This is a genomic window from Galbibacter marinus, from assembly GCF_000300875.1.
Classification (GTDB): Bacteria; Bacteroidota; Bacteroidia; order Flavobacteriales; family Flavobacteriaceae; genus Galbibacter; species Galbibacter marinus.
On the sequence record NZ_AMSG01000007.1, the window covers coordinates 1 to 23,344 of the forward strand.

Here is a 23,344-nt window from a genome sequence, read left to right on the forward strand (position 1 = left end):
GTTGAAACCCGAAGCCTATCTATCGCATTAGGGTAGATGGGTAAGTTCACAGATGATATGGAGAAGCTTCTTGTGGAGCGCTATGGTATTAAGCCTGAGCTGATGTCTGATAAAGAACTACATGATATCGACACCTATATCGAAACGTACCTCAGGGATAAATTTATTATATTTATCGACGGAAAAAAAGTGGAGTGGAATTTCATTGGCAAGCAATACGACACAGATGTTATGAAGGTCTATTTAGAAATTCCCAATTTAGACCGAGATAAATTCCAAAGTATTGGAGTACAAAGCAGTGTTCTCTATGGGGTTTACCCCGATCAAAAGAATGTTATTCACATTAAAGTAAAAGATGTGAAGAAAAGCTATGTTTTGATTAAAGAGAAAAACAGTGCTGTGTTAAAATTATAAGATAAACTGCTCCAAAAACAAGAATATAATTATATTTCAACTTTAATATATTTACAATTCACAATGCAAAAAATCAAACTATTAGTAACAAGCTTAGGACTTTTGGTTTTCGGTCTTACCATCGCACAAGATGGAGAGAATGGCAGTCAAAAAGGACATGAAAACACCAACAAGTTCCGACAAATGTATCAGGAGTTTTCCACTCCTAATTTATTTAGAACGGGATCTGGGGCTCCCGGTTCGGCCTACTACCAACAGCAGGCGGATTACAAAATGGACATCACGCTAAATGATGACACTAAAGAAATTAGTGGGGAGCAAACCATCACCTACACTAACAATGCTCCTGAGGCTTTAGATTATCTATGGCTTCAATTAGATCAAAACATACGAACCAAAGACTCTAAAGCACTCTTAAAAGACGGTGAAGGTATGCCTCCTGCAGAAGAAACAGCCAGTTTTGTAAACAAGCATTATGTACCTGCTTTCGATGGTGGATTTAATATTACCCAAGTTAAAGATGAAACAGGAAAAAATTTGCCTTACACCATCAATCAGACTATGATGCGAATAGAGATGGATAAGCCGCTAGAATCGGGAGAACAATTTGTTCTTAACATTAAGTGGTGGTATAAGATAAACAACCACGTTGTCGATCGAGCAAGAAGCGGTTATGAGGAATTCCCTGATGGGAACAGAAATTATGTTATTGCTCAATTTTATCCTCGTATGGCAGCCTATACCGATGTGGAAGGTTGGCAGACCCATCAATTTTGGGGCGATGGTGAATTCGCACTTCCTTTTGGAAATTTTGAAGTAAGCATTACTGTTCCTTCCGATCATATCATGGAAGCAACAGGTACGCTGCAAAACCCGGAAGAGGTGCTTACAGAGGACATGCTTAGAGAATACGAAAGATCGAAGTCTTCGTATAAAAGCCCTGTGTTTATTGTTACAGAAGAACAAGCTATAGTAAACGAAAAAGGATACTCTACGGATAAAGCGACTTGGACCTATACGGCAGAGAATGTTCGAGATTTCGCATTTACTACTTCAAGAAAATATATTTGGGAGCGTCAAGCGGTAAAAATGGAAGATGGTAGTACGGTAATGGCTGTATCTATGTATCCTAAAGAAGGAAATCCCCTCTGGGAAGAATTCTCCACAAAAACGGTCATTCAGACTCTTAAAACTTATTCAAAACACACCTTTGACTACCCGTATCCTAAAGCGGTTTCTGTTCATGCTAAAAATCAAGGAATGGAATATCCTATGATTTCCTGGAACCACGGTAGACCAGAGAAAGACGGAAGTTATAGCGATCGAACTAAATTTGGAATGATCAGTGTAATTATTCACGAGATCGGACATAACTTCTTTCCTATGATTGTAAATTCTGATGAGCGTCAGTGGGGTTGGATGGATGAAGGTTTAAACACTTTTTGCCAGTACTTAACCGAGCAAGAGTTTGCAAGAAACAATCCAGCTGCAGTACCTTCAGGGGTATACCCATCAAGAAGAGGCGAACCTAGCAAAATTGTCAGCTATATGAAAGGCGATCAAAACTTTATCTCGCCAATTATGTCTAATCCTGAAAACGTACATCAACTTGGGGCAAATGCTTATGGTAAGCCATCCACTGCGTTAAACATCCTTAGGGAAACGGTGATGGGTCACGAACTTTTTGATTACGCCTTTAGAACTTATGCTCAACGTTGGATGTTTAAACATCCAACCCCTGAAGATTTTTTCCGAACCATGGAAGATGCCTCAGGAATAGATTTAGACTGGTTTTGGAGAGCTTGGTTCTACACTACTGATAATGTAGATATAGGTATTGAACGAGTTAAAAAGTTCCATGTGACATCCAAACCAAACAATCGAGTAAAGGAAATTTTGGAGCAAAGAGGAATGAGTGAATCTGATTTACCAGAATTGCTATATCTGGTTGCAGAGGAGAGTGACGAATATAAAAATGAAGTTATCAAAAGGACTGAAAAAGAAAATTTCAAAACACTTAATGAATACTTGATGGATAATTTCACCCCTTCTGAGCGATCCAAATTAAAAACACCAAAGTATTTTTACGAAGTTACCTTCATCAAGCCTGGAGGTATTCCTATGCCACTAATTGTTCAGTACACCTACGGAGATGGAACTAAGGAAACAATTACCTATCCGGTTGAGGTTTGGAGAAAAAATGATAATGAGCACAAAAGAGTGATCGCAAGTGATAAAGAAATCACCAGTATTGAAGTAGATCCAAAACTTCAAACTGCAGATGTGGATACTTCCAATAATAAGTGGCCAAAAGATCAGTCAGATTCTGATTTTGAAAACTTTAAGAAAAAGGTACAATAATTGAACCTAACCTAAAATTAATCGAGTCCTTGATTTATCATGGACTCGATTTTTGTTAATAGCCCATTTTCAGTCTTCATAAAAATGAAGCGCGAAAACAAAAAATAATAACTACTTTTGCTCCACAACTAGCCAATACTAAATTAAAGAAGTATTAGATTCTAAAATAACAGTATATGATTGAGTTAAAAACGCTTGAGGAAATTGAGTTGATGAGAGAAAGTGCGCTAATAGTCTCCAAAACTTTGGGAATGTTAGCTACGGAATTAAAGCCAGGTGTTACTACCAAACATTTAGATAAAATTGCAGAAGATTATATCAGAGAGCAAGGTGCTGAACCTGGGTTTTTGGGTTTATACGGCTGTCCTTCTACCTTACTGACCTCCACCAATGAGGCAGTAGTTCATGGTCTTCCAACTGATAAACCACTTGAGGAAGGTGATGTCGTATCCATTGATTGTGGTGCGCTAAAAAATGGTTTTTATGGCGATCATGCATTCACTTTCGAGATTGGTGAAGTGAAACCTGAGACTAAAAAATTACTTCAAGTAACCAAAGATTCACTATATATCGGAATTCGGGAGTTCAAACAAGGGAACCGTGTGGGTGATGTGGGTTATGCAATCCAAAAATACTGTGAAGATCATGGATATGGAGTTGTCAGAGAACTAGTGGGTCATGGTCTTGGAAAAAAGATGCACGAAGACCCTGAGATGCCTAATTACGGTAAAAGGGGACGTGGTAAAAAGTTCCAAAACGGAATGGTCGTGGCGATCGAACCAATGATAAATATGGGAACACATCGTATTAAGCAATTGAAAGATGGTTGGACTATTGTTACCGCTGATGGCAAACCAAGTGCTCACTTTGAACACGATGTAGCCCTTATTGATGGTAAACCAGAAATTTTATCTACCTTTAATTACATCTATGAAGCCTTGGGTATTAAGAGTGATGAGGAAGACGAATTTAAAAATCATGTAACAATCTAAACTTCCTTGAAGCGCGTTTTTAAATTTATCTTAAATAGAGTTCCACGCCCTTTTCTTATAAAAATAAGTTATTGGGTCAGTCCAATTGTGGCCTTTTTCTACAGAGGTGAGGGTTACATTGATCCTATTGATGGAAAAAACTACCGCTCTTTCTTACCTTATGGATATGAAAATCAACGAGAAAACGTATTGGCTCCAGGAACTTTATCCTTGGAGCGTCACCGTTTATTATGGTTGTATTTAAGGGAAACAGATTTTTTTAAAAAACCTATAAAATTATTACACTTCGCACCCGAACAAGCGTTTTATAAGCGTTTTAAGATTCAGAAGAATCTGGAGTACACAACCACTGATATTGAATCTCCCCTAGCGACAGTAAAAGCTGATATCTGCAACCTTCCCTTTGAAGATAATCAATATGATGTGATTCTCTGTAATCACGTTTTAGAACACATCCCAGATGATCGTAAAGCTATGCAGGAATTGTATCGTGTAATGAAACCTGGCGGTTGGGGTATTTTTCAAATACCACTCGATATGCAGCGTTCCACCACATTTCAGGATGATCGTATTACGGATCCCAAAGAGCGAGCAAAAATCTTCGGTCAGTATGACCATGTAAGAGTCTATGGAATGGATTATTTTGAAAAGCTAAGAAGTGTTGGTTTTCAGGTGGAAGAAGTATTGCTTCAAAATACCTTAACGCCTGAGCAAATCAAGCGCTACGGATTGAATCCATCTGAAATACTGCCACTTTGTAAAAAGGTTCTTTAGCATTTATTGCTGTAGCAGTTCTTGAAATCCTTTTGTTTTGTACTCACTTAAATCTCCATCTTTATCGGCGACAATAATATAGGCCTCAATTTCGGAGTTCTCCTTTAAAAAAGCTTTGGTTTTCTCCAAAGGCATCACCATCAACGCCGTTGCATAGGCATCAGCGATGATGCACTTATCAGCAATAACCGCAACACTTAATACATTGCTCTTTTTGGGATAACCTGTGTGTGGATCAACAATATGAACATAATGTTCTTTGGTAATAGGATCTACTCTAAATTTTCTATAGTTACCACTAGTAGCCATTGCTTTATTTTTAAGCTTTACCTTGGCTATGAAAACATCCTGTTTTTTGGTTTGAATCGGACTCTCAATGGCCACCACCCAATTTTTTGTTTTATTAGCAAAATCCTTATCCCCCTTTACCATAAGCTCACCCCCTATGGCTATAGAATAATCTTCCACTCCATTCTGCTCCAGTACTTGAGCAATGAGATCCACAGTATACCCCTTTAACAAGGCATTGAAGTTTAATTTAGTCTTGAGATTTTCTCTTATTATCCTATTGTCATGTGATAAATAAACCTTTCCAAAACCAATGTACTCCATTAAACTATCTACCTCATTATTTCCCATACCTCTTAAAGAAGGCTCAGAACCAAATCCCCAAGCATCTATTAATCCACCGATAGTGGGGTCAAAATAACCTTCTGTCTGTCGCCACACCTCCTTTGCTGTGGTATACACTTCTTTAAAATGGGAATTAATAACCCTGCTAGAATCTCCACTATTAATAGCTGATAAATCTGAGGTGGGTAAGTAAGTAGACAGAGATGAATTAATTTTTTCAAAAACCTGTTGAATTTCCTGCTTAATTAAAAGCGAGTCTTTTATAGCCTGATAACGTATCTGGTAAGTGGATCCCAAAACGTATCCTTCTTCGACTTTTACATCTGGAGTCTTCTCAATGGTGCAACTTCCAAATAGCATCAACAATCCTAGAAGTGGGGTTAAAGGATTAAATTTCGGTAATTCCATTAAAGTTTATTATATATTTATCACCCTTGATCACCGCTTTTGAATAATCATTTGCATTGGCAATCCCCACTCCTGCATAATAGGTTCTTGCCTTAAAGTTTAAGGCATGTTGTTTCACTATTTCCATATAGGTGACATCATAAGTTGCAGGGTTATTAGGGTAGCTTATTGCTCGAACGATAACAAAATGAAGCTTCTTATTCTTCAAGCAAACGAATTGAGGGTCTTTTTTTAGCTTTGAGTTGACAGTCATAAACTCAAACCCTTCTTTTTCGAGCTCTTTACCAACGACATTCATCGCCAAGTTATGGAGCTCTTGCTCTGTAAATTCCTCAGGCATCTTTTTGTTGCTATCTTAAAATTTTCCAAATGCAATCTAACAAATTAAATTGAATTCATCGGAAAATTCACAAACTAAAACCAACGCTTTTAGAGGATTTACTTTAGGATATTTTATTGTGGCATAAAACTTGTTTTATTCACTTTGAAAATCAATAAAACATACTCAAAATGCGAATCATTCTCATGTTTTTAATACTTTGTTTCTCTTGGAGCAATGCCCAGTACGCGACCATTAAGGGTCGTGTAACTGATGTAAAAACCAATAAGGCATTAGTTGGAGTCTTAGTCACTAACCAGTATACCCAAGTCACTACTGTAACTGATCAAAACGGAAAATATTCCATCAAAGCAGAAAAAGGGAATACCCTAGGCTTTACATTAAAAGAATATCAACCCTTGGAGATTACAGTTAAAAACGACTCTGAAATAAATGTTCAATTAAAAAAGCACTCGCCTGAAGAACTTAATAACGAGGTGCTCTATGAGGAAGTTGTACAGATATCCGCGCCACCAGCCCGGATTAAAGGCGTAAGCAAAACCTTTATTCCTGTTTCACATCAAAGGATTCCCATACCCACAAACACAGAAAGTTACGCAAAGATTACAGAGAATGGTTTTCTACAAGTTCGTTATAAACCTCTTTCTACTTTTTCAATAGATGTAGACAAGGCCTCTTATAGTAATATGAGACGCATGATAAACAATGGGACTAAAATACCAAAAGATGCCATTAAAGTGGAAGAACTGATCAATTACTTTACTTATAATTACAAGCAGCCAAAATCAAAAGATCCAATATCCATAGCAACAACATTAAGCAAAGCGCCATGGAATAAGGACCATCAACTTCTAAAAATAGGTTTACAAGGCAAAGAAGTACCTTTAGAGGACATTCCTGCATCTAATTTAGTTTTTCTAATCGATGTGTCAGGCTCCATGAATGCTCCCAATAAATTGCCGCTATTAAAGTCTGCTTTTAAAGTTCTAGTTGAAAAATTAAGACCCCAGGACAAAGTATCAATTGTTACATACGCTGGCTCTGCTGGCCTAGTGCTTGCTCCTACCTCAGGAGATAGGAAACAAACTATTATTGCCGCTCTGGATTCATTGCGGGCTGGAGGCTCCACCGCTGGAAGTAAAGGAATCAAATTGGCCTATGAAACCGCAGAGGAGAATTTTGTCAAAAATGGGAACAACCGAGTGATCATTGCCACCGATGGAGACTTTAATGTTGGACCTTACAAGGATAGCGAAATGGAAGACTTAATTGTAGAAAAACGAAAATCAGGAGTTTTTTTAAGTTGTTTAGGATTTGGGATGGGGAATTACAAAGATTCTAAGATGGAAACCCTTTCTAGCAAGGGCAACGGTAATTATGCTTATATCGATACAATGCAAGAGGCGCAGCGAATCTTAGGAACCGAATTTGGTGGAACTATGTACACCATTGCTAAGGATGTTAAGTTACAGTTGGAATTTAATCCCGCCCAGGTTCAAGCCTACCGTTTAATAGGCTATGAAAACAGGCTATTAAATGATGAGGATTTTAAAGACGACACTAAGGATGCAGGTGAACTGGGAAGTGGCCACATAGTAACAGCTCTATATGAAATTATTCCAACAGGAATTCAAAGTAAATATTTAAAGGATATTGATTCTTTAAAATATTCTAAGGTAGCCCCGAGTAAAGATTTTAAAAATGAGTTTGTAACTGTAAAGTTCAGATACAAAAAACCCAATGCTCAAAAAAGTAAAGAGGTTGTACATACCGTGGGAAGTACTATAGAAAAGACAGATACCGACTTTAACTTTGCCGCTGCTGTAGCAATGTGGGGTATGTACTTAAGAGAGTCTGAATATCTAAATGGCGCCACCAAGGAGCAGATTATAACATTAGCGCAGCAAAACAAGGGTCAAGATCCTGAAGGTTACAGAGCGGAATTTGTACGTCTTATAAAAAGTTACCATCAAAATTAGTATCTTTAAAGGGCTAATTCATTAAATATAAAAGTCTTATGAAAACTTTTAGACCCAATAACCCACTATTCGTACTTCTAATCCTCAGTCTATGTATATCTTGTAACAGTGAGAAAAAAGATAAGAACAATTCCGAAAACAACATGGAAATGACTGCGGAAACAGAACCCCTGAAAATTGAAATTGTGGAAAATTATTTTACTAAAAATGATATGACTCCAAGAGTTATTCAATATTTTACCATCGATAATCAGGAGGATTTTGATAACCAATTTGGGGTAGCAAAGACCATGGACAACGCCATAAGTACAATAGATTTTGATAAGACACGAATCGGGGCTATTGTAATGCCAGCTACAGATATTAAAACGAGCATTGAGATTACTCAGGCGGAGCGATTTGGCTCTGGAGCTTTTATCACCTACAAAACTAAACAAGGAGATAAGCAGTCTTTTACAACTACTCCAACACTAATTTTTAAATTACCAGTAGATAATAAATTAAAGACCTTGGAATTCAAGTCAGGTGGAGACAGTAAGATGATCACCATCCCATCGAAGTAGAACTCAAAATATAACATAAAAAAAACCGCCTATAGAGCGGTTTTTTTTATGTTATAGTAATTTCGGTTTCTTAATTATCCTCCGAAATCATCGAATCGTACATTCTCAGGCGGAACACCAAAATCATCACACATTTTCTCAACAGCCTTATTCATCAGTGGAGGACCACAGAAGTAGAATTCTATATCCTCTGGTGCTTCATGATGGTTTAAGTAATTGTCGATTACAGCTTGGTGAACAAACCCAACAAAGCCATCACCTTCAGCTTCCATTGAATCCTTAACTTTCCAATTATCCTCTTCTAAAGGTTCTGAAAGCACGATGTGGAATTTAAAGTTTGAGAATTCACGTTCTAGTTCTCTAAAATGCTCTAAATAGAATAGCTCACGTTTTGAACGACCTCCGTACCAGTATGATACTTTTCTACCTGTTCTAAGGGTTTTGAATAGGTGGTACAAGTGTGAACGCATTGGTGCCATACCTGCTCCACCGCCAACGTATACCATTTCAGATTCACTTGGATTGATAAAGAATTCACCGTAAGGTCCTGAAATAATAACTTTATCTCCTGGCTTTTTAGCAAATATATAAGAAGAAGCGATCCCAGGATTTACATCCATCCAACCGTTCTTATTACGATCCCATGGTGGTGTTGCAATACGAACATTCAACATAATTTCTCTTCCCTCTGCTGGGTAAGAAGCCATGGAGTAAGCTCTTTCTACAACTTCGTCATTCTTCATTACAAGTGGCCAAAGGTTGAACTTATCCCATTCCAATTGGAATTTATTAGGATCGTCATGCTCCTCTGGGTGAGCCGTAATATCCATATCCTGAAATTTAACTTCCCCTTTAGGAATTTCAATCTGAATATATCCTCCTGGTTGATAGTCCATATCTTCAGGAAGTTTAACAACGAATTCTTTAATAAAAGAAGCAACGTTCCAGTTACGGACAACTTCAGCTTCCCATTTCTTAATACCGAAAACTTCTTCAGGAACTTGTATAACCAAATCTTGTTTGATTTTCACCTGACAGCTAAGACGCCATCCTTCGGCAATTTCTTTACGTGTAAAGTGTGGCTCTTCAGTTGGAAGGATTTGACCTCCTCCTTCTGTAACGATACATTTACACTGAATACAGGTTCCTCCTCCTCCACATGCAGAAGGTAAGAATATTTTACTATTTCCTAAGGTGGACAACAAGGTCCCTCCTGAGGATACTTCTAAATCTTTCTCCCCATTGATCTTTACGGTCACTGGACCAGATGGCAATAGCTTAGACTTGGCAAACAAGAGAGCTAATACCATTAAAATAATGAGTGTTAGAAAGACTAATAAACTTGCTATGATTACTGAATAATCCATATCCTACTTAACTAATAAGATTTATATTATAATTTAATTCCCATAAAACTCATAAACCCAATGGCCATAAGTCCAGTGATGATATATGTAATTCCAAGGCCTCTTAGAGAGGCGGGAACATTAGAATACGTAATCTTTTCACGTATACTAGCAATTGCAAGAATTGCTAAGAACCAGCCAACACCAGAACCTAATCCATATACAGAAGCTTCTCCAACAGAGGAAAAGTCCTTTTGTTGCATAAACAATGAAGCTCCCAAAATTGCACAGTTAACTGCAATTAGTGGTAAGAAGATCCCCAGTGCACCGTAAAGTGCTGGTGCGAATCGCTCAACAATCATTTCAACAAGCTGAACCATAAAGGCGATTACTGCTATAAATAGAATAAAACTTAAAAAACTTAAATCCAATTCTGCTAAATCCGGGCTTAACCATGACAAAGCTCCAGGCTTAAGTAAATAGTTATCTATCATAAAGTTCATCGGCACGGTAATGGCCAGTACGAAGATCACCGCAGCTCCCAATCCAACGGCTGTTTTAACCGTTTTTGAAACTGCCAAATAAGAACACATCCCAAGAAAATAAGCAAAGATCATGTTCTCTATAAAAATACTTCTTACAAAAAGATTTACGTATTCCATAATTTAATGTTTTTAATGCGATTGCTTATTTTTCGATTAATTTTCTATTTTTTGAACGCTGGAACCAAACGATGACACCTAAAACCAATAAGGCAGCTGGTGATAACAACATTAGTCCATTATTCTCATAACCTAGGGCGTATAGTCCAGTGGATTCAGCCAAAGTAACACCTTTGTGTCCCAAGATCTCAATTCCAAATAATTTACCAGATCCTAATAATTCGCGGAAAAATGCAATTAAAATAAGGATAAATCCATAACCCGCTGCGTTCCCAATACCATCTAAGAAAGATTTCCAAGGGCCATTACCTAAGGCAAACGCTTCTAAACGACCCATTACAATACAGTTGGTAATAATTAGTCCTACGAAAACTGACAGCTGTTTACTTACATCATAAGCATACGCCTTTAGCACTTCGTTCACAAGAGCAACTAAACCTGCTACTACTACTAGTTGGACGATTATACGAATTCGATTTGGAACTAGATTTCGAAGTAAAGAAATCACCACATTACTAGCCGCCATTACAGCCATTACAGAAATGGCCATTACTACCGATGGTTCTAACTGAACCGTAATCGCTAGGGCTGAACAAATACCAAGTACTTGAACAGTTATTGGGTTATCATCATTAAGTGGATCTGTTAATAACTTTCGGTTTTTCTTTGAGAAAAGTGGCTCTTTTTCCTCTGCTACAAAAAGCACAGTAGGCTCTTTTTCCTTTTTATTTTTAATATCAGCCATAATACCTTAATTTAAAGCTAAATTAGTGTTCTGTTTCTCCAAATAAGAAATATAGTACTCCAAACGCTCATGAATCATATTAGTTACACCATCACCTGTGATAGTAGCACCTGATATTGCGTCCACCGCGTTATCGTCTTTATCATTTCCTCCTGAATATCCTTTTTGAACGTTAATACCGACAAATTCTCCATTAGAATTTTTGATTTTTTCACCGATAAAACGTTCTTGGAACCAATCTTGAGTGATTTCAGCACCAAGACCAGGGGTTTCTCCAGCGTGTGAAAAAACGGTTCCTTTTACGGTGTTACCATCTTCTTCAAGTGAGATATATCCCCAAATTGAATTCCAAAGTCCAGCTCCGTAAAGAGGAATAACATAGTAAGTCGAACCATCTACATCAGCCACATAAAGTGGAAAACGTTGTTGATTAGTTTCTTTTTTATACTCCTTAGCAAGATCAATAGCAAATGCCTCTGGTCCTTCTAATACAACTTCACCGTTAGAATCTAGTGCAAGCACCTCTGTAATGTACTGGTTATAAATTTCTTCAGCCTCCTCTTTCGTGGTTGAAATTTCAATAGTCGACAAAATGTCTTGCATTTTCTCGATTTTTATATTCTGCGCCTGTAATGGTTGAAGTGAAGTCGCAGCAATTGCCAATGCAGAAGCTACTACCACTACCATGATCACGGCGAATATTAATGTATATGCGTTACTTTCTCTATTCATGACTAAGCGGATTTAACAGTTGCAGTCGATACACGTTTCTTTCTTCTCTTAACATTAGCTTGTATCACATAATGATCAATCGTAGGTGCAAATACGTTCATCAGTAAAATTGCCAACATTACACCTTCAGGATAAGCTGGGTTGAATACACGGATCATGATACAGAAGATTCCAATCAAAATTCCATAAATCCATTTTCCTTTAAAGGTCTGTGCAGCAGATACTGGATCCGTCGCCATAAATACAAGACCGAAAGCTAAACCTCCAACAAGTAAGTGTTCATACCAAGGAAAATTCATCAGTGCATTTACTCCCCATAAATTAAACAGCAATGCCATAAATGCAGCTCCAATAACTCCTCCTAGCATAATTCTCCAACTACCTACACCAGTGAAGATCAATATGGCGGCGCCAACTAAAATCCACAATACAGATGTTTCAGCAACAGATCCTGGAATAGATCCAGAAAACATTTCCCATACACTATAATGTACTTCGTGATTAGCTGCCAATGAACCTAGCAAGGTTTCACCAGAGATAGCATCAATATTAGATGCTTCCGATACCCATATTTTATTTCCTGACATGTAAGTCGGATAGGCAAAGAAAGCAAAAGCCCTAGCCGTTAAAGCTGGGTTCAATATATTCATTCCAGTACCACCAAAGGCTTCTTTACCCAAAATTACTGCGAAAGCAACAGATAGAGCAAGCATCCAAAGAGGTAAGTCTACAGGCATAATCATTGGGATTAAAATACCAGTGACTAAGAAACCTTCATTGACCTCATGCCCCCTATAAATAGCAAAAATGAATTCAATAGTAAGTCCAACAACATAAGATACAATAATCATAGGAAGAACCTTTAGAGCTCCATGTGAAAAAGCATCCCAAAATGTGAACTGTTCACCTAATTGTATAAAATGTTGGTATCCTGAATTATAAATTCCGTAAATCAATGCTGGTAATAATGCAATGACAACGGTAATCATCGTTCTTTTTAAATCCACAGAATCCCTGATATGGGCACCCTTTTGTGTTGTGTGATTTGGAACGTACAAAAAGGTATCAAATGCATTTACCGCAGGAGCAAATTTCTCCCACTTCTCACCCTTTGCAAAAGGTTTCTTTAGTTGATCTAATTTTTTTCTTAAGGCGTTCATATCTCAATATTTTTTAACCAACTTCTGTTATCATTACATCTAATGCCTCACGAATGATAGCCTGAGCTTCCAACTTGGAGGTATTCACATAGTCTATCAGTGCAAAATCCTCTGGAGCCACTTCGTAGATTCCAAGATTTTCCATCTTTTCTATATTAAACACCATACATTCTTTCAATAATTGCATTGGATAGATATCCATTGGCATCACTTGTTCCATTTCTCCTGTCACTACTAAGGCACGTTCTTCTCCATTGAGATTTGTATTTACCTTATACTTCTTATTTGGAAATAACCAGGACAATGAAGTCTTTGACATACTTGGAATGTTATTATCTTTAAAAGGTAACCATCCAAACATTCTATAGTTATCTCCCTCAGGAATCAATGTAATCGTGTTATCGTAAAAACCAACAAAACCATCACCAGTAATTCTAGTTCCTGTAAGAACATCACCACTGATAATACGAACATCGGCTGAAATAGCTCCAACAATATCTTTGATATTGGATCCTAATTTGAATCTGAAGTACTGAGCTTTAGGAGCTTCAGTTCCAGCTACTGCCACAACACGAGTCGGATCATAGTGTCCTGTTTTGAACAGCGAACCTATAATGGCTACATCCTCAGGATTGATAACCCATACACGTTCTCCTGCATTAATAGGATCGATGTGATGAATTTGCACCCCTACGTTTCCAGCAGGGTGTGGTCCTGAAACTTTGTGAAGTGTCACACCATTTACCTGGCCGAAAAATGAAGCTGAACGCTTATCGACAGAAAGGTGTGTTTTTCCAGAAGTTAGTTTCGAAATCGCATCGATACCTGCCTGAAAATCCTCTTTTCTCTTCTCAAGTATAAACTCAACATCAGCAGCCAAAGGTGCTGTTGACATACCTGAAATGAAAATTGCTTTAGGAGTATCTTCTGGGTTCGCTACAATATCGTATGGTCTTTGCTTTATAAAAGGCCAACATCCGCTCTCAAGCAAATGTTCCTTAATTTGTTCAGCAGACATTTTTGAAACATCTTTTTGACCAAAATCCTTGAACGTGTCAGTGGCATCGGCATTGATTACCACCTCTAAAATACGACGCTTTGCACCTCTTCTGATTTCCTGAATGGTTCCACTAACTGGGGAAACAAACTTCACGCTCTCACTGCTTTTGGAATAAAAAATGGTATCACCAGCCTGAACTGTTGCACCCTCTTTAACTACCATCTTAGGAGTAACTCTGTGAAAATCCGTAGGCTTAATTGCGAAGAATTTAGATCTTGGCGCTGCGGAAATCAATTTCTCTGCCTCGCCCTTCAGCTTAATATCTAAGCCTTTTCTAATCTTAATGTCGTTTGACATGTTATCTATCTAATGAAATTAGTTAACTCAAAAATTCGTGCAAATTTAATAATTAAAATAGAGTTTGCACAATAAAACAGGATTAATTTAGACACCTTAAAACAAACAAAACAGCTCTAACTGAATTTGTTTACCTTTATGACAAAAATTAAAAACTCAATTAGAAAGTGAAATTTACCTTTGTACTCTTCTGTATCGGAATTTTTAAAATTGGTTTTTCTCAGATCGTCGAAGAAAAAGGACCACCAGAAAATATTAAATCCATCATTTTCAAATCAGATAAGCAGGGAGATCAATTCCCAATTGTAAAATTGGGACAAACCATACAGCTCTCCTTTGATGACCTATACGCAGATGAGATGGACTACTATTATCGTATTGTTTATTGCAACTACGATTGGACGCCATCACGTCTTTTAAAATCACAATATTTAGACGGTATTGATGATCTACGCATAACAAATTACGCCAACTCCTTAACAACCCTACAACCTTATACCAACTACCAATTACAACTGCCTAATTCGCAAACAAAATTCAAAATTACAGGGAATTACGTCCTAGAGGTTACTGATAGCAAAGGAGAACTACTATTCTCGCGTCGTTTTGTGGTTTATAAAGAATCTGTTCAAGTTGGCCTAGCTGTAAAAACCTCCAAAGACGTCAAGAATTTAGATAAAATGCAGCGTTTAGAAATCATAATAGATGCTCCAGATTTTGAGCTGATTAACCCCAAACAGGACGTAAAGGTTATCATTTACCAAAATGGAAATTTTAACCATAGTATTAAAGATGTTTCTCCTCAATTTATTTCGGGCAGTCAACTACTATATAGATACGAAAAAGAAACTTCTTTCGAGGGCGGAAATGAATACCTATGGTTTGATACCAAAGAAATACGAACAGCAAGTAATTCAATCGCGATGGTTGAGTCAAAAAATAGGTACTATCACTATTTATACCCAGATGAAATCAGAAAGGGCCAACCTTACACCTACAACCCAGATATCAATGGTGACTTTGAAATTCGAACCATAGATGCTGGCGCGACCAATTCTGACCGTGAAGCGGATTATTCTTTTGTGTATTTTAGCCTCCCATATAACAATGAGATTGGCCTGGATAATATTTATGTTTATGGGAAGTTTAACAATTACCAACTCACCGAAGAAAACAGACTAAAGATTGATCAGGAAAATCAATTACTGCAAACTCCCATACTTTTAAAACAAGGTTTTTACAACTATAAATACGTAAAGGTGGGAGACAAAAATCAGATCGTTGATTACAACTATGTAAGCGGAAGTCACTGGGAGACCGAAAACAATTACACAGTACTAGTTTATTACAGAGAATTCGGAAAAACTTATGACAGTGTAATTGGCATGGGAAGTGCTAGTTCTCAGACAATTTCGAATTAAAAACGTTAAAGTTGGAATTCTAAATTTATTTTTTTCTAGAAGGTAAGATCCATTCAATAATTCATAACCTATTGATTCTGTTGTCATTTAGTCTACTAAATCGATAGGTAATATTGTAAATAAGACCTAACACGGTGAATTATAGGACGAAAAGCAAGGTAAACAATTGTTAAAATAGTAAATGATAAAACAATTTTTACTAATTTAGCATCGTTATTAGATCACAAGGTCCCGATTAAAGAGATTGAAAAGACATGATTACACAAATAACCAAAGGCATAAAAATTACAGTCAAAACTAGTTTTGAAGGCACCTTCTTCAAAAACTATAAGATGCACTTTGCTTTCGGTTATTGTATCACCATTGAAAATCAAAGTAAAGACTCGGTCCAACTCACCACTAGACACTGGCAAATTTTTGACGCTCTTAATAGAGTAGAAATTGTCGACGGCGAAGGGGTTATTGGAAAAAAACCAGTGATTAAGCCAGGTGAATCATACAGTTATAATTCAGGTTGTTTATTAACCTCTCCTATCGGCGCTATGCGAGGGCATTTTAATATGATTAACTTTACTTCAACTAGAAGGTTTCGAGTTCTTGTGCCAACTTTCAAATTACATGCGCCATTCGCGTTAAACTAAAGGAAAACCTTTAACATAAATTTGCTTTTTAAACCTATAGGCTTTTTAGTACCTTTGATTTTATATTTAATGCTATAAATCATAAAGAGTATGGGAAAAGGCTTTTTTCATGTCCCTAAGGCAGTGAACGAACCGGTTAAATCATATGCACCGGGTTCACCTGAAAGAGCGGCTGTATTAGAACAGTACGATCAGTACTTCAACAGTACAGTTGATATTCCAATGTATATTGGAAGCGAAGAGGTCAGAACGGGTAACACCCAACCACTGTCCCCTCCACATGACCACCAACATATCGTTGGGAAATATCATTTGGCTGATAAATCGCTTGTAAGTAAAGCTATTGCCAATAATCTTGAAGCCAGAGGAAAATGGGCTGCCCTTTCTTGGGAGCAGCGCGCAGCAGTATTTTTAAAAGCAGCAGAACTGATCGCAGGTCCTTATAGGGCTAAAATCAATGCAGCTACAATGATTGCGCAATCGAAAAATATTCATCAAGCAGAGATTGATTCTGCCTGTGAATTAATCGACTTCTTGAATTTCAACATTGAGTTTATGTCCAACATATACCAAGACCAGCCAAAATCGGAATCTGGTATTTGGAATCGTGTTGAGTATAGACCTTTAGAAGGTTTTGTTTACGCTGTTACTCCATTTAACTTTACGGCTATTGCTGGAAATCTTCCAGCTAGTGCAGCTATGATGGGGAATGTGGTACTTTGGAAACCTAGCGATAGTCAGATTTATTCTGCAAAAGTAATCGTGGACATTTTCAAAGAAGCTGGACTTCCCGATGGAGTAATCAATGTAGTGTATGGTGATCCTCAAATGATCACAGATACCGTACTTTCAAGCCCTGACTTTGCAGGAATTCACTTCACAGGTTCTACCAGTGTATTTAAATCCATCTGGAAAAACATTGGTAATAATATTGACATCTATAAATCCTATCCAAGAATCGTTGGCGAAACTGGAGGAAAAGATTTCATTATAGCCCACCCAAGTTCAAATCCTAAACAAGTAGCTACAGCTATTAGTAGAGGAGCATTTGAATTCCAAGGTCAAAAGTGTAGTGCTGCATCAAGAGTTTATCTTCCAGAATCTATTGCTTCACAGGTATTGGATTTTGTAAAACAAGACGTTGAATCATTCAAAATTGGTGCTCCGAACCAAATGGAGAATTTCATTACAGCTGTGATTCACGAAGGATCTTTTGACAAACTAGCTAGTTATATTGATCAAGCAAAAGAAGATGCAGATGCTGAAATTTTTGTAGGTGGTACTTACGACAAATCCAAGGGGTACTTCATTCACCCAACGGTAATTGTCACTACGGATCCTAAGTATAAAACAATGACCACTGAGCTTTTCGGACCTGTGGTTACAGTCTATGTATACAAGGACGATCAGTGGGCTGAAACCTTAAATTTAGTTGATACAACTTCAGAATACGGACTTACAGGCGCGGTCTTTTCAAATGATCGCTATACAATCGAGGAAGCTACAACTGCGCTTCAAAACAGTGCTGGTAATTTCTATATTAATGATAAGCCAACTGGTGCTGTTGTTGGTCAACAGCCTTTTGGAGGTGCTCGCGCATCTGGAACCAATGACAAGGCAGGTTCAGCACAGAATCTACTTCGTTGGGTTTCTCCAAGATTGATCAAGGAAACTTTTGTTACTCCAGTAGATTACAGATATCCCTTTTTGGGCGAATCATAGATATTAGGACTTCTTATTATAGAGTTCTTATTAGAGCAGAAAACCTCAGTGAAAACTGGGGTTTTTTTGTGTATATCACTAAATGTCAGTATAGCGCAATGTTAATTTAATGTTATGTAATTGTAAATTTAATGTTTCTTTGCTAACTTTGGGTGAATCACTAAAAACAATTACAATGAAAGCCGATGAAGACAAAGTAGTGTTAAGTGTCACGTATTCCATCTTAGATCCGTCTTCGGATAAGTCTAAAACAAAACACTTTTACGCAGCCTCTAATAAGAAAAAATTAAGAGCTAAGATTAAATCTTTTGAAATGAGTTTAAAACCTCAGAAAACGAATTCCTTTTATCAGCGCAGTAAGGCGTATATCAAAAATTTGATAAAAAGTTGGAACTACACTCAAAAAGAAATGTTCAGAATCTAGCTTACTGTAACCTGTCTATCCTTTGTATTTTATAGGAAGATGGACCACCTTTTTGGTCTGGAAGAAATCTTCGTTAAAATAATCGGAAAGCTCATAAATAGTGGCGCTTTGATACAGCTCAAGTTCTTGGGTTAAGTCCCCGCCCTTTAGATAAAGGATCCCATTTTTTAATTCGTGTTTAGATTGTTTTTTCACCTTGTTTCTAACCCATTTCACAAAATCTGGCATGGAGGTGACTGCTCTACTTACAATAAAGTCAAATTCAGCCTTAACCTTTTCCGCGCGTTTTTGTTCGGCAGTCACATTTTTTAGCCCCAAAGCTTCTACCACCTCATGAACAACCTTTATTTTTTTTGCTATAGCATCAATGAGATAAAATTCAGTTTCTGGATAGAGTATCGCTAGAGGAATCCCTGGAAAGCCACCCCCTGTCCCAACATCCATAATCGAACTACCAGGTACAAAACTTTGTATTTTAGCTATGCCCATAGAATGAAGCACATGTCGCACATATAATTCATCTATATCCTTGCGACTAATAACATTTATTTTACTGTTCCAGTCTTTGTACAACGGTTCTAGTTGTTCGAATTGCTGTACTTGTTTTGGTGTTAGGTTTGGAAAGTAGTTTTGGATTATCTTAAGAGCCATTCTATTACAATATTTTCACAAAAATAGAAAATTAACATTCACTTTTGAATCTATCCGAAGGATATTGGAATTAATTATTATACTTTTGCCTCTCACATACCTTTTGAATGTAAGGCATTAATACACACTTCAAAATGAATACAGATACTACGATTCGATTTTCTCGGAAGGATCCGAAAAAATTTTTCAAAACATTGAATTCTAGAGTAAACACATATTTTAAAGAAAAAGAAATAAAAAAGACAGGGAATTTCAAACTATATCTCAAAACTGCGATCATGTTTGCAATCTTCTTAACACCTTATTTTTTACTGTTGACCACGGATTTAAATCAGTGGATACAGTTGTTATTGACAGTTGTTATCGGAATAGGAATGGCTGGTGTTGGAATGAATGTAATGCATGATGGAAATCACGGATGCTATTCTTCTAAAAAATGGATCAATAAAGTGATGGGATCAAGTATTTATATACTTGCAGGGAATGTCTATAATTGGAAGGTACAACACAATGTACTCCACCATACTTATACCAACATCCCTGGACATGATGAGGATTTAGATGCGGGTAGAATTATTCGTTTTAGTGAACATTCTAAATGGCACCGTTTTCATCGCTTCCAGCATTATTATTCCATTTTACTTTATGGATTGCTTACTTTAAACTGGGCAATCACTACGGATTTTAAACAAATGAAACGTTATTTGTCTCGTAAGCTTTCCTATGGTGAGTTTCCAAATCCTGCAAAGGAATGGAGCGTACTTATTATTACCAAAATCATATATGTAATTGTATGGATTGCTATTCCAATGTTTTTCATTGAGCTGGCTTGGTGGAAGGTTCTAATCGGATTTTTTGTGATGCACTATACTGCTGGTCTTATTTTAAGTGTGGTATTTCAGTTGGCACATATTGTGGATGAAGCTGACACGTTCCTCCCTGATGAGACTGGCACCATTAAAAATACCTGGGCAATACACCAATTGTTTACCACTACAAACTTTTCAACCAATAACAGATTGGTAAACTGGTTTACTGGAGGGCTAAATCATCAAGTGGAACATCATATTTTCCCTAATATTAGCCATGTACATTACACAAATATTGCTAAAATTGTTAAACAAACTGCTCAGGAGTTTGATTTACCATATTATGAGTATAAAACTACAAGAAAAGCTATAATTTCGCATTTTAAACACTTAAAAGAGCTGGGTCAAAAACCAGCTTATGTTTACAATTAATCGAATATCAATTTTATGTCACAACAATTATCGGAAAGAGTTTTGAACATGGCAACTTCTGCAACCCTTGCCATGGCAGCCAAAGCAAGAGAATTACGCGCTGAAGGTAAAGACATTATCGGATTGAGTTTGGGTGAACCAGACTTCAACACACCTGATTTTGTAAAGCAGGCTGCAAAGGAAGCAATTGATCAGAATTACAGTAGTTATTCCCCAGTGGATGGTTACGTTGATCTTAAAGATGCTATTATTAAGAAATTCCAAAGGGATAATAACTTGACCTATAGCCCTAATGGTATAGTGGTTTCTACGGGAGCAAAACAATCATTGGCCAATGTCGCTATGGCTGTAATAAATCCAGGGGATGAAGTCATTCTACCTGCACCGTACTGGGTTAGTTACTCAGAGATCGTAAAATTAGCTGAAGGTGTTCCTGTGGAAGTTCAAACCTCAATAGAGAATGATTTCAAAATGACTGCTGACCAATTAGAAGCGGCCATTACTTCTAAAACAAAGATGCTTTGGTATAGTTCACCTTGTAATCCAAGTGGATCTGTTTACAGCAAAGAAGAATTAGAAGCTATTGCAGCAGTTTTAAGAAAACACCCTAACATTATAGTTGTTTCCGATGAGATCTATGAGCACATCAATTTTGCTGGTGGTCATACAAGTATTGCTTCAATCGAAGGTATGTTTGATCGCACCGTGACTGTTAACGGAGTTTCAAAAGCATTTGCAATGACTGGATGGCGTATCGGATATATCGGAGCACCAGATTGGATCGCAAGAGCGTGTAATAAGATCCAAGGACAAATCACAAGTGGAGCTAATAGTATTGCACAAAGAGCTACCATCGCTGCCCTAGAAGCGCCTGTGAGTAGTATTCAATTTATGATTGACAAATTCAAAGAACGAAGAGACTTAGTACTTTCTTTATTAGGAGAGATTGAAGGTTTCCAGCTTAATGTTCCAGAGGGAGCGTTCTATGTTTTCCCTAATGTTTCGTCATTCTTTGGAAAAACCCTTAAAGGAAATAAAATTGAAAATGCTTCTGACTTTGCACTTTACCTTTTAGAACATGCCAATGTGGCTACTGTTACTGGTGAAGCTTTTGGAAACCCGAACTGTATTAGAATATCATATGCAGCTTCTGAGGAGTCCTTAAAAGAAGCTATTAGTAGAATTAAAGCAGCGGTTTCAAACGCTTAAAAACGCTAATTCTAGAAAAGATAATACTCTAAAAGCATACCTTAAGGTGTGCTTTTTGCTTTTATACAAAGTATCAAGCGCGTTTCCAAAAGTAAGGGGTAAATAAGATAAGTACTGTAAAGAGTTCTAATCTACCTAGTAACATTAGAAACGCACACCACCATTTACCAAGCTCAGGCAAAACATCGAAAGAAGCCAATGGATTTAGAACACCCAAGGCAGGACCCACATTTCCTAAAGCGCTTGCTGCTCCACTAACAGCTGACTCAAAATCGAGTCCAAGCATACCTAGAACTAGGGATCCAATAATAAACATCAACATATAGATGATAAAAAAACCAAGTATATTATATATAATAGGTTCTTGTATGGTTCTTCCATTATACCGAACAGGTATAATCGCATTAGGGTGAAGAGCTCGTTTGAACTCGAGAATACCATTTTTAATCATAAGAAGGTGTCGAACAACCTTAACTCCACCAGAGGTGGAACCTGCTGACCCTCCAACAAACATTAATCCGAAAAACACTATGGTTAAAAAAGGTGTCCAACTACTAAAATCAGCACTCACAAATCCAGTTGTTGTTACCACTGAAATGACTTGGAAAAGTGCATGCCTAAATGAACTCTCAGTCTCTCCAAATACCATAGGATGATAAGCACTCATAGCTACATCAGCTCTAAATAAAATAATTAAACCAGCAATGATTGAAACCGCACATATAAGCAAGAAATAGAACCTAAACTCGTGGTCTCTAATTACATTTAAAAATTTTCCTTTAAATGCATAATAACTCAACACAAAGTTTGTACCTCCCAAAAACATAAAAATCATACATATGTACTGGACTATGGGGTTGTTATTCCAATAGGCCATACTTAAATTCTTTGTTGAAAAACCACCCGTAGATACGGAGGTTAACCCATGGTTAATGGCATCAAAAAAACTCATCCCTGCCAAATTCATAAAAAGGGTGCAGGCTACAGTATACCCAAAGTAGATATACCACAATCTTTTAGCAGTATCTGTAATACGCGGGTGTAATTTATCTGCACTTGGTCCTGGTGCCTCAGCGGCGAACAACTGCATGCCCCCAATACCCAAAAGCGGTAAAATGGCTACGGCTAAAACGATAAAGCCCATCCCACCGATCCAATTGGTGATACTCCTCCAAAATAAAACCCCTTCAGGAAGTGATTCAATATCTCTTAAGATGGTGGCACCTGTGGTGGTATAACCGCTCATTGACTCAAAAAACGCATTGGTAAAACCAGGGATGGCCCCAGTAAATAGATAAGGTAACATACCAGAAAAGACCATAACAAGCCATCCTAAGGTTACAATAAGATAACCATCTCGCTTTTTTATTTCTTTTTGATGCTTTTTAGTAACAAACATTAAGAGAACTCCGAGGAGCAATACAAAAACACCAGTAAAACTGAGCTGCTTTGTTACGCCGTCTTGATAAATCCAACTAAACAGTGCAGAGAGCATTATAAATCCTCCATTACAGAGCAAAAGTAGCCCCATGAAATAGTAGATTATTTTGGTGTTGAATCTTTTCATGA

Annotated in this window: 22 protein-coding genes; 12 read left to right on the forward strand and 10 right to left on the reverse strand. The window is 37.2% G+C overall.

Going from position 1 to position 23,344, the window contains the following annotated elements:
* Positions 1-36 precede the first annotated feature (36 nt).
* The 4 genes from I215_RS06840 to I215_RS06855 all read left to right on the forward strand — a co-directional run bounded on the left by I215_RS06840 (position 37) and on the right by I215_RS06855 (position 4,541).
* On the forward strand, positions 37-414 hold the full coding sequence (locus I215_RS06840) for a DUF6702 family protein (RefSeq protein ID WP_008991235.1): 378 nt from the start codon (positions 37-39) through the stop codon (positions 412-414).
* Positions 415-477: 63 nt separating this feature from the next.
* A complete protein-coding gene (locus tag I215_RS06845) occupies positions 478-2,775 on the forward strand; it encodes a M1 family metallopeptidase (protein ID WP_008991236.1) in 2,298 nt (765 codons plus the stop codon).
* Between the two features lie 176 nt (positions 2,776-2,951).
* Complete coding sequence (gene map / locus I215_RS06850; RefSeq protein ID WP_008991237.1) at positions 2,952-3,767, forward strand: type I methionyl aminopeptidase; 816 nt, start codon at positions 2,952-2,954, stop codon at positions 3,765-3,767.
* A gap of 6 nt (positions 3,768-3,773) precedes the next feature.
* Positions 3,774-4,541: a class I SAM-dependent methyltransferase gene (locus I215_RS06855; RefSeq protein ID WP_008991238.1), complete on the forward strand. Its 768-nt coding sequence runs from the start codon at positions 3,774-3,776 to the stop codon at positions 4,539-4,541.
* A 3-nt stretch (positions 4,542-4,544) separates the two neighbouring features.
* Here I215_RS06855 and I215_RS06860 read toward each other — a convergent pair whose 3' ends face one another.
* Both I215_RS06860 and I215_RS06865 read right to left on the reverse strand, forming a co-directional pair.
* Complete coding sequence (locus I215_RS06860; protein WP_008991239.1) at positions 4,545-5,582, reverse strand: FAD:protein FMN transferase; 1,038 nt, start codon at positions 5,580-5,582, stop codon at positions 4,545-4,547.
* Entirely contained in the window at positions 5,563-5,922 is a 360-nt protein-coding gene (locus tag I215_RS06865; protein ID WP_008991240.1) for a hypothetical protein, read from the reverse strand. Before I215_RS06865 ends, I215_RS06860 begins: the two co-directional genes overlap by 20 nt.
* A 170-nt stretch (positions 5,923-6,092) precedes the next feature.
* Here I215_RS06865 and I215_RS06870 point away from each other — a divergent pair, with 170 nt between their 5' ends.
* Positions 6,093-7,901 carry a YfbK domain-containing protein gene (locus I215_RS06870; RefSeq protein WP_008991241.1) on the forward strand — a complete coding sequence of 603 codons (1,809 nt, stop codon included), beginning with the start codon at positions 6,093-6,095 and terminating at the stop codon, positions 7,899-7,901.
* 38 nt (positions 7,902-7,939) lie between these two features.
* Positions 7,940-8,464, forward strand: a complete 525-nt coding sequence (locus tag I215_RS06875) for a hypothetical protein (protein ID WP_156800223.1) — start codon at positions 7,940-7,942, stop codon at positions 8,462-8,464.
* A 74-nt stretch (positions 8,465-8,538) separates the two neighbouring features.
* On the opposite strand, the gene nqrF is transcribed toward I215_RS06875, so the two are convergent.
* Genes nqrF through I215_RS06905 form a run of 6 tightly spaced genes read right to left on the reverse strand, consistent with a single transcriptional unit; the run spans position 8,539 to position 14,466 of the window.
* Positions 8,539-9,831 (reverse strand): NADH:ubiquinone reductase (Na(+)-transporting) subunit F, encoded by a 1,293-nt coding sequence (nqrF, locus tag I215_RS06880; protein ID WP_008991243.1) that lies wholly within the window; start codon positions 9,829-9,831, stop codon positions 8,539-8,541.
* Between the two features lie 26 nt (positions 9,832-9,857).
* Entirely contained in the window at positions 9,858-10,472 is a 615-nt protein-coding gene (gene nqrE, locus I215_RS06885) for an NADH:ubiquinone reductase (Na(+)-transporting) subunit E (RefSeq protein ID WP_008991244.1), read from the reverse strand.
* Positions 10,473-10,497: 25 nt separating this feature from the next.
* The gene (locus tag I215_RS06890) at positions 10,498-11,217 is read right to left on the reverse strand and encodes an NADH:ubiquinone reductase (Na(+)-transporting) subunit D (protein ID WP_008991245.1); all 720 of its coding nucleotides are present in this window, start codon (positions 11,215-11,217) and stop codon (positions 10,498-10,500) included.
* Positions 11,218-11,223: 6 nt separating this feature from the next.
* Entirely contained in the window at positions 11,224-11,949 is a 726-nt protein-coding gene (gene nqrC / locus I215_RS06895; protein WP_008991246.1) for an NADH:ubiquinone reductase (Na(+)-transporting) subunit C, read from the reverse strand.
* Between the two features lie 2 nt (positions 11,950-11,951).
* Positions 11,952-13,109 (reverse strand): NADH:ubiquinone reductase (Na(+)-transporting) subunit B, encoded by a 1,158-nt coding sequence (locus tag I215_RS06900; protein WP_008991247.1) that lies wholly within the window; start codon positions 13,107-13,109, stop codon positions 11,952-11,954.
* Positions 13,110-13,122: 13 nt separating this feature from the next.
* Positions 13,123-14,466 (reverse strand): Na(+)-translocating NADH-quinone reductase subunit A, encoded by a 1,344-nt coding sequence (locus I215_RS06905; protein WP_008991248.1) that lies wholly within the window; start codon positions 14,464-14,466, stop codon positions 13,123-13,125.
* A 167-nt stretch (positions 14,467-14,633) separates the two neighbouring features.
* Between I215_RS06905 and I215_RS06910 the strand changes: the two genes are divergently transcribed.
* The 4 genes from I215_RS06910 to I215_RS06925 all read left to right on the forward strand — a co-directional run bounded on the left by I215_RS06910 (position 14,634) and on the right by I215_RS06925 (position 18,674).
* A complete protein-coding gene (locus tag I215_RS06910) occupies positions 14,634-15,887 on the forward strand; it encodes a type IX secretion system plug protein (RefSeq protein WP_008991249.1) in 1,254 nt (417 codons plus the stop codon).
* A gap of 254 nt (positions 15,888-16,141) precedes the next feature.
* Positions 16,142-16,528: a Co2+/Mg2+ efflux protein ApaG gene (gene apaG, locus I215_RS06915; protein ID WP_008991250.1), complete on the forward strand. Its 387-nt coding sequence runs from the start codon at positions 16,142-16,144 to the stop codon at positions 16,526-16,528.
* A 90-nt stretch (positions 16,529-16,618) separates the two neighbouring features.
* Complete coding sequence (pruA, locus tag I215_RS06920; RefSeq protein WP_008991251.1) at positions 16,619-18,250, forward strand: L-glutamate gamma-semialdehyde dehydrogenase; 1,632 nt, start codon at positions 16,619-16,621, stop codon at positions 18,248-18,250.
* 175 nt (positions 18,251-18,425) lie between these two features.
* Complete coding sequence (locus I215_RS06925) at positions 18,426-18,674, forward strand: hypothetical protein (protein ID WP_040459962.1); 249 nt, start codon at positions 18,426-18,428, stop codon at positions 18,672-18,674.
* A 15-nt stretch (positions 18,675-18,689) separates the two neighbouring features.
* Here I215_RS06925 and rsmG read toward each other — a convergent pair whose 3' ends face one another.
* Positions 18,690-19,325, reverse strand: a complete 636-nt coding sequence (gene rsmG / locus I215_RS06930) for a 16S rRNA (guanine(527)-N(7))-methyltransferase RsmG (protein ID WP_008991253.1) — start codon at positions 19,323-19,325, stop codon at positions 18,690-18,692.
* Between the two features lie 134 nt (positions 19,326-19,459).
* Here rsmG and I215_RS06935 point away from each other — a divergent pair, with 134 nt between their 5' ends.
* A complete protein-coding gene (locus tag I215_RS06935) occupies positions 19,460-20,566 on the forward strand; it encodes a fatty acid desaturase family protein (protein ID WP_008991254.1) in 1,107 nt (368 codons plus the stop codon).
* A 15-nt stretch (positions 20,567-20,581) separates the two neighbouring features.
* Positions 20,582-21,775: a pyridoxal phosphate-dependent aminotransferase gene (locus I215_RS06940; RefSeq protein ID WP_008991255.1), complete on the forward strand. Its 1,194-nt coding sequence runs from the start codon at positions 20,582-20,584 to the stop codon at positions 21,773-21,775.
* Positions 21,776-21,848: 73 nt separating this feature from the next.
* Here I215_RS06940 and I215_RS06945 read toward each other — a convergent pair whose 3' ends face one another.
* Positions 21,849-23,342 carry a TrkH family potassium uptake protein gene (locus tag I215_RS06945; RefSeq protein WP_008991256.1) on the reverse strand — a complete coding sequence of 498 codons (1,494 nt, stop codon included), beginning with the start codon at positions 23,340-23,342 and terminating at the stop codon, positions 21,849-21,851.
* Between the last annotated feature and the right edge of the window lie 2 nt (positions 23,343-23,344).

Bases quoted from the DNA above. Each gene is read 5' to 3' on its own strand.
- I215_RS06840 (WP_008991235.1), top strand. From the start codon at position 37: ATGGGTAAGTTCACAGATGATATGGAGAAGCTTCTTGTGGAGCGCTAT.
- I215_RS06845 (WP_008991236.1), top strand. From the start codon at position 478: ATGCAAAAAATCAAACTATTAGTAACAAGCTTAGGACTTTTGGTTTTC.
- nqrF (WP_008991243.1), bottom strand. From the start codon at position 9,831: ATGGATTATTCAGTAATCATAGCAAGTTTATTAGTCTTTCTAACACTC.
- I215_RS06945 (WP_008991256.1), bottom strand. From the start codon at position 23,342: ATGAAAAGATTCAACACCAAAATAATCTACTATTTCATGGGGCTACTT.
- nqrE (WP_008991244.1), bottom strand. From the start codon at position 10,472: ATGGAATACGTAAATCTTTTTGTAAGAAGTATTTTTATAGAGAACATG.
- I215_RS06875 (WP_156800223.1), top strand. From the start codon at position 7,940: ATGAAAACTTTTAGACCCAATAACCCACTATTCGTACTTCTAATCCTC.
- I215_RS06925 (WP_040459962.1), top strand. From the start codon at position 18,426: ATGAAAGCCGATGAAGACAAAGTAGTGTTAAGTGTCACGTATTCCATC.
- I215_RS06940 (WP_008991255.1), top strand. From the start codon at position 20,582: ATGTCACAACAATTATCGGAAAGAGTTTTGAACATGGCAACTTCTGCA.
- rsmG (WP_008991253.1), bottom strand. From the start codon at position 19,325: ATGGCTCTTAAGATAATCCAAAACTACTTTCCAAACCTAACACCAAAA.
- nqrC (WP_008991246.1), bottom strand. From the start codon at position 11,949: ATGAATAGAGAAAGTAACGCATATACATTAATATTCGCCGTGATCATG.
- I215_RS06900 (WP_008991247.1), bottom strand. From the start codon at position 13,109: ATGAACGCCTTAAGAAAAAAATTAGATCAACTAAAGAAACCTTTTGCA.
- apaG (WP_008991250.1), top strand. From the start codon at position 16,142: ATGATTACACAAATAACCAAAGGCATAAAAATTACAGTCAAAACTAGT.
- pruA (WP_008991251.1), top strand. From the start codon at position 16,619: ATGGGAAAAGGCTTTTTTCATGTCCCTAAGGCAGTGAACGAACCGGTT.
- I215_RS06870 (WP_008991241.1), top strand. From the start codon at position 6,093: ATGCGAATCATTCTCATGTTTTTAATACTTTGTTTCTCTTGGAGCAAT.
- I215_RS06935 (WP_008991254.1), top strand. From the start codon at position 19,460: ATGAATACAGATACTACGATTCGATTTTCTCGGAAGGATCCGAAAAAA.
- I215_RS06890 (WP_008991245.1), bottom strand. From the start codon at position 11,217: ATGGCTGATATTAAAAATAAAAAGGAAAAAGAGCCTACTGTGCTTTTT.
- map (WP_008991237.1), top strand. From the start codon at position 2,952: ATGATTGAGTTAAAAACGCTTGAGGAAATTGAGTTGATGAGAGAAAGT.
- I215_RS06905 (WP_008991248.1), bottom strand. From the start codon at position 14,466: ATGTCAAACGACATTAAGATTAGAAAAGGCTTAGATATTAAGCTGAAG.
- I215_RS06860 (WP_008991239.1), bottom strand. From the start codon at position 5,582: ATGGAATTACCGAAATTTAATCCTTTAACCCCACTTCTAGGATTGTTG.
- I215_RS06865 (WP_008991240.1), bottom strand. From the start codon at position 5,922: ATGCCTGAGGAATTTACAGAGCAAGAGCTCCATAACTTGGCGATGAAT.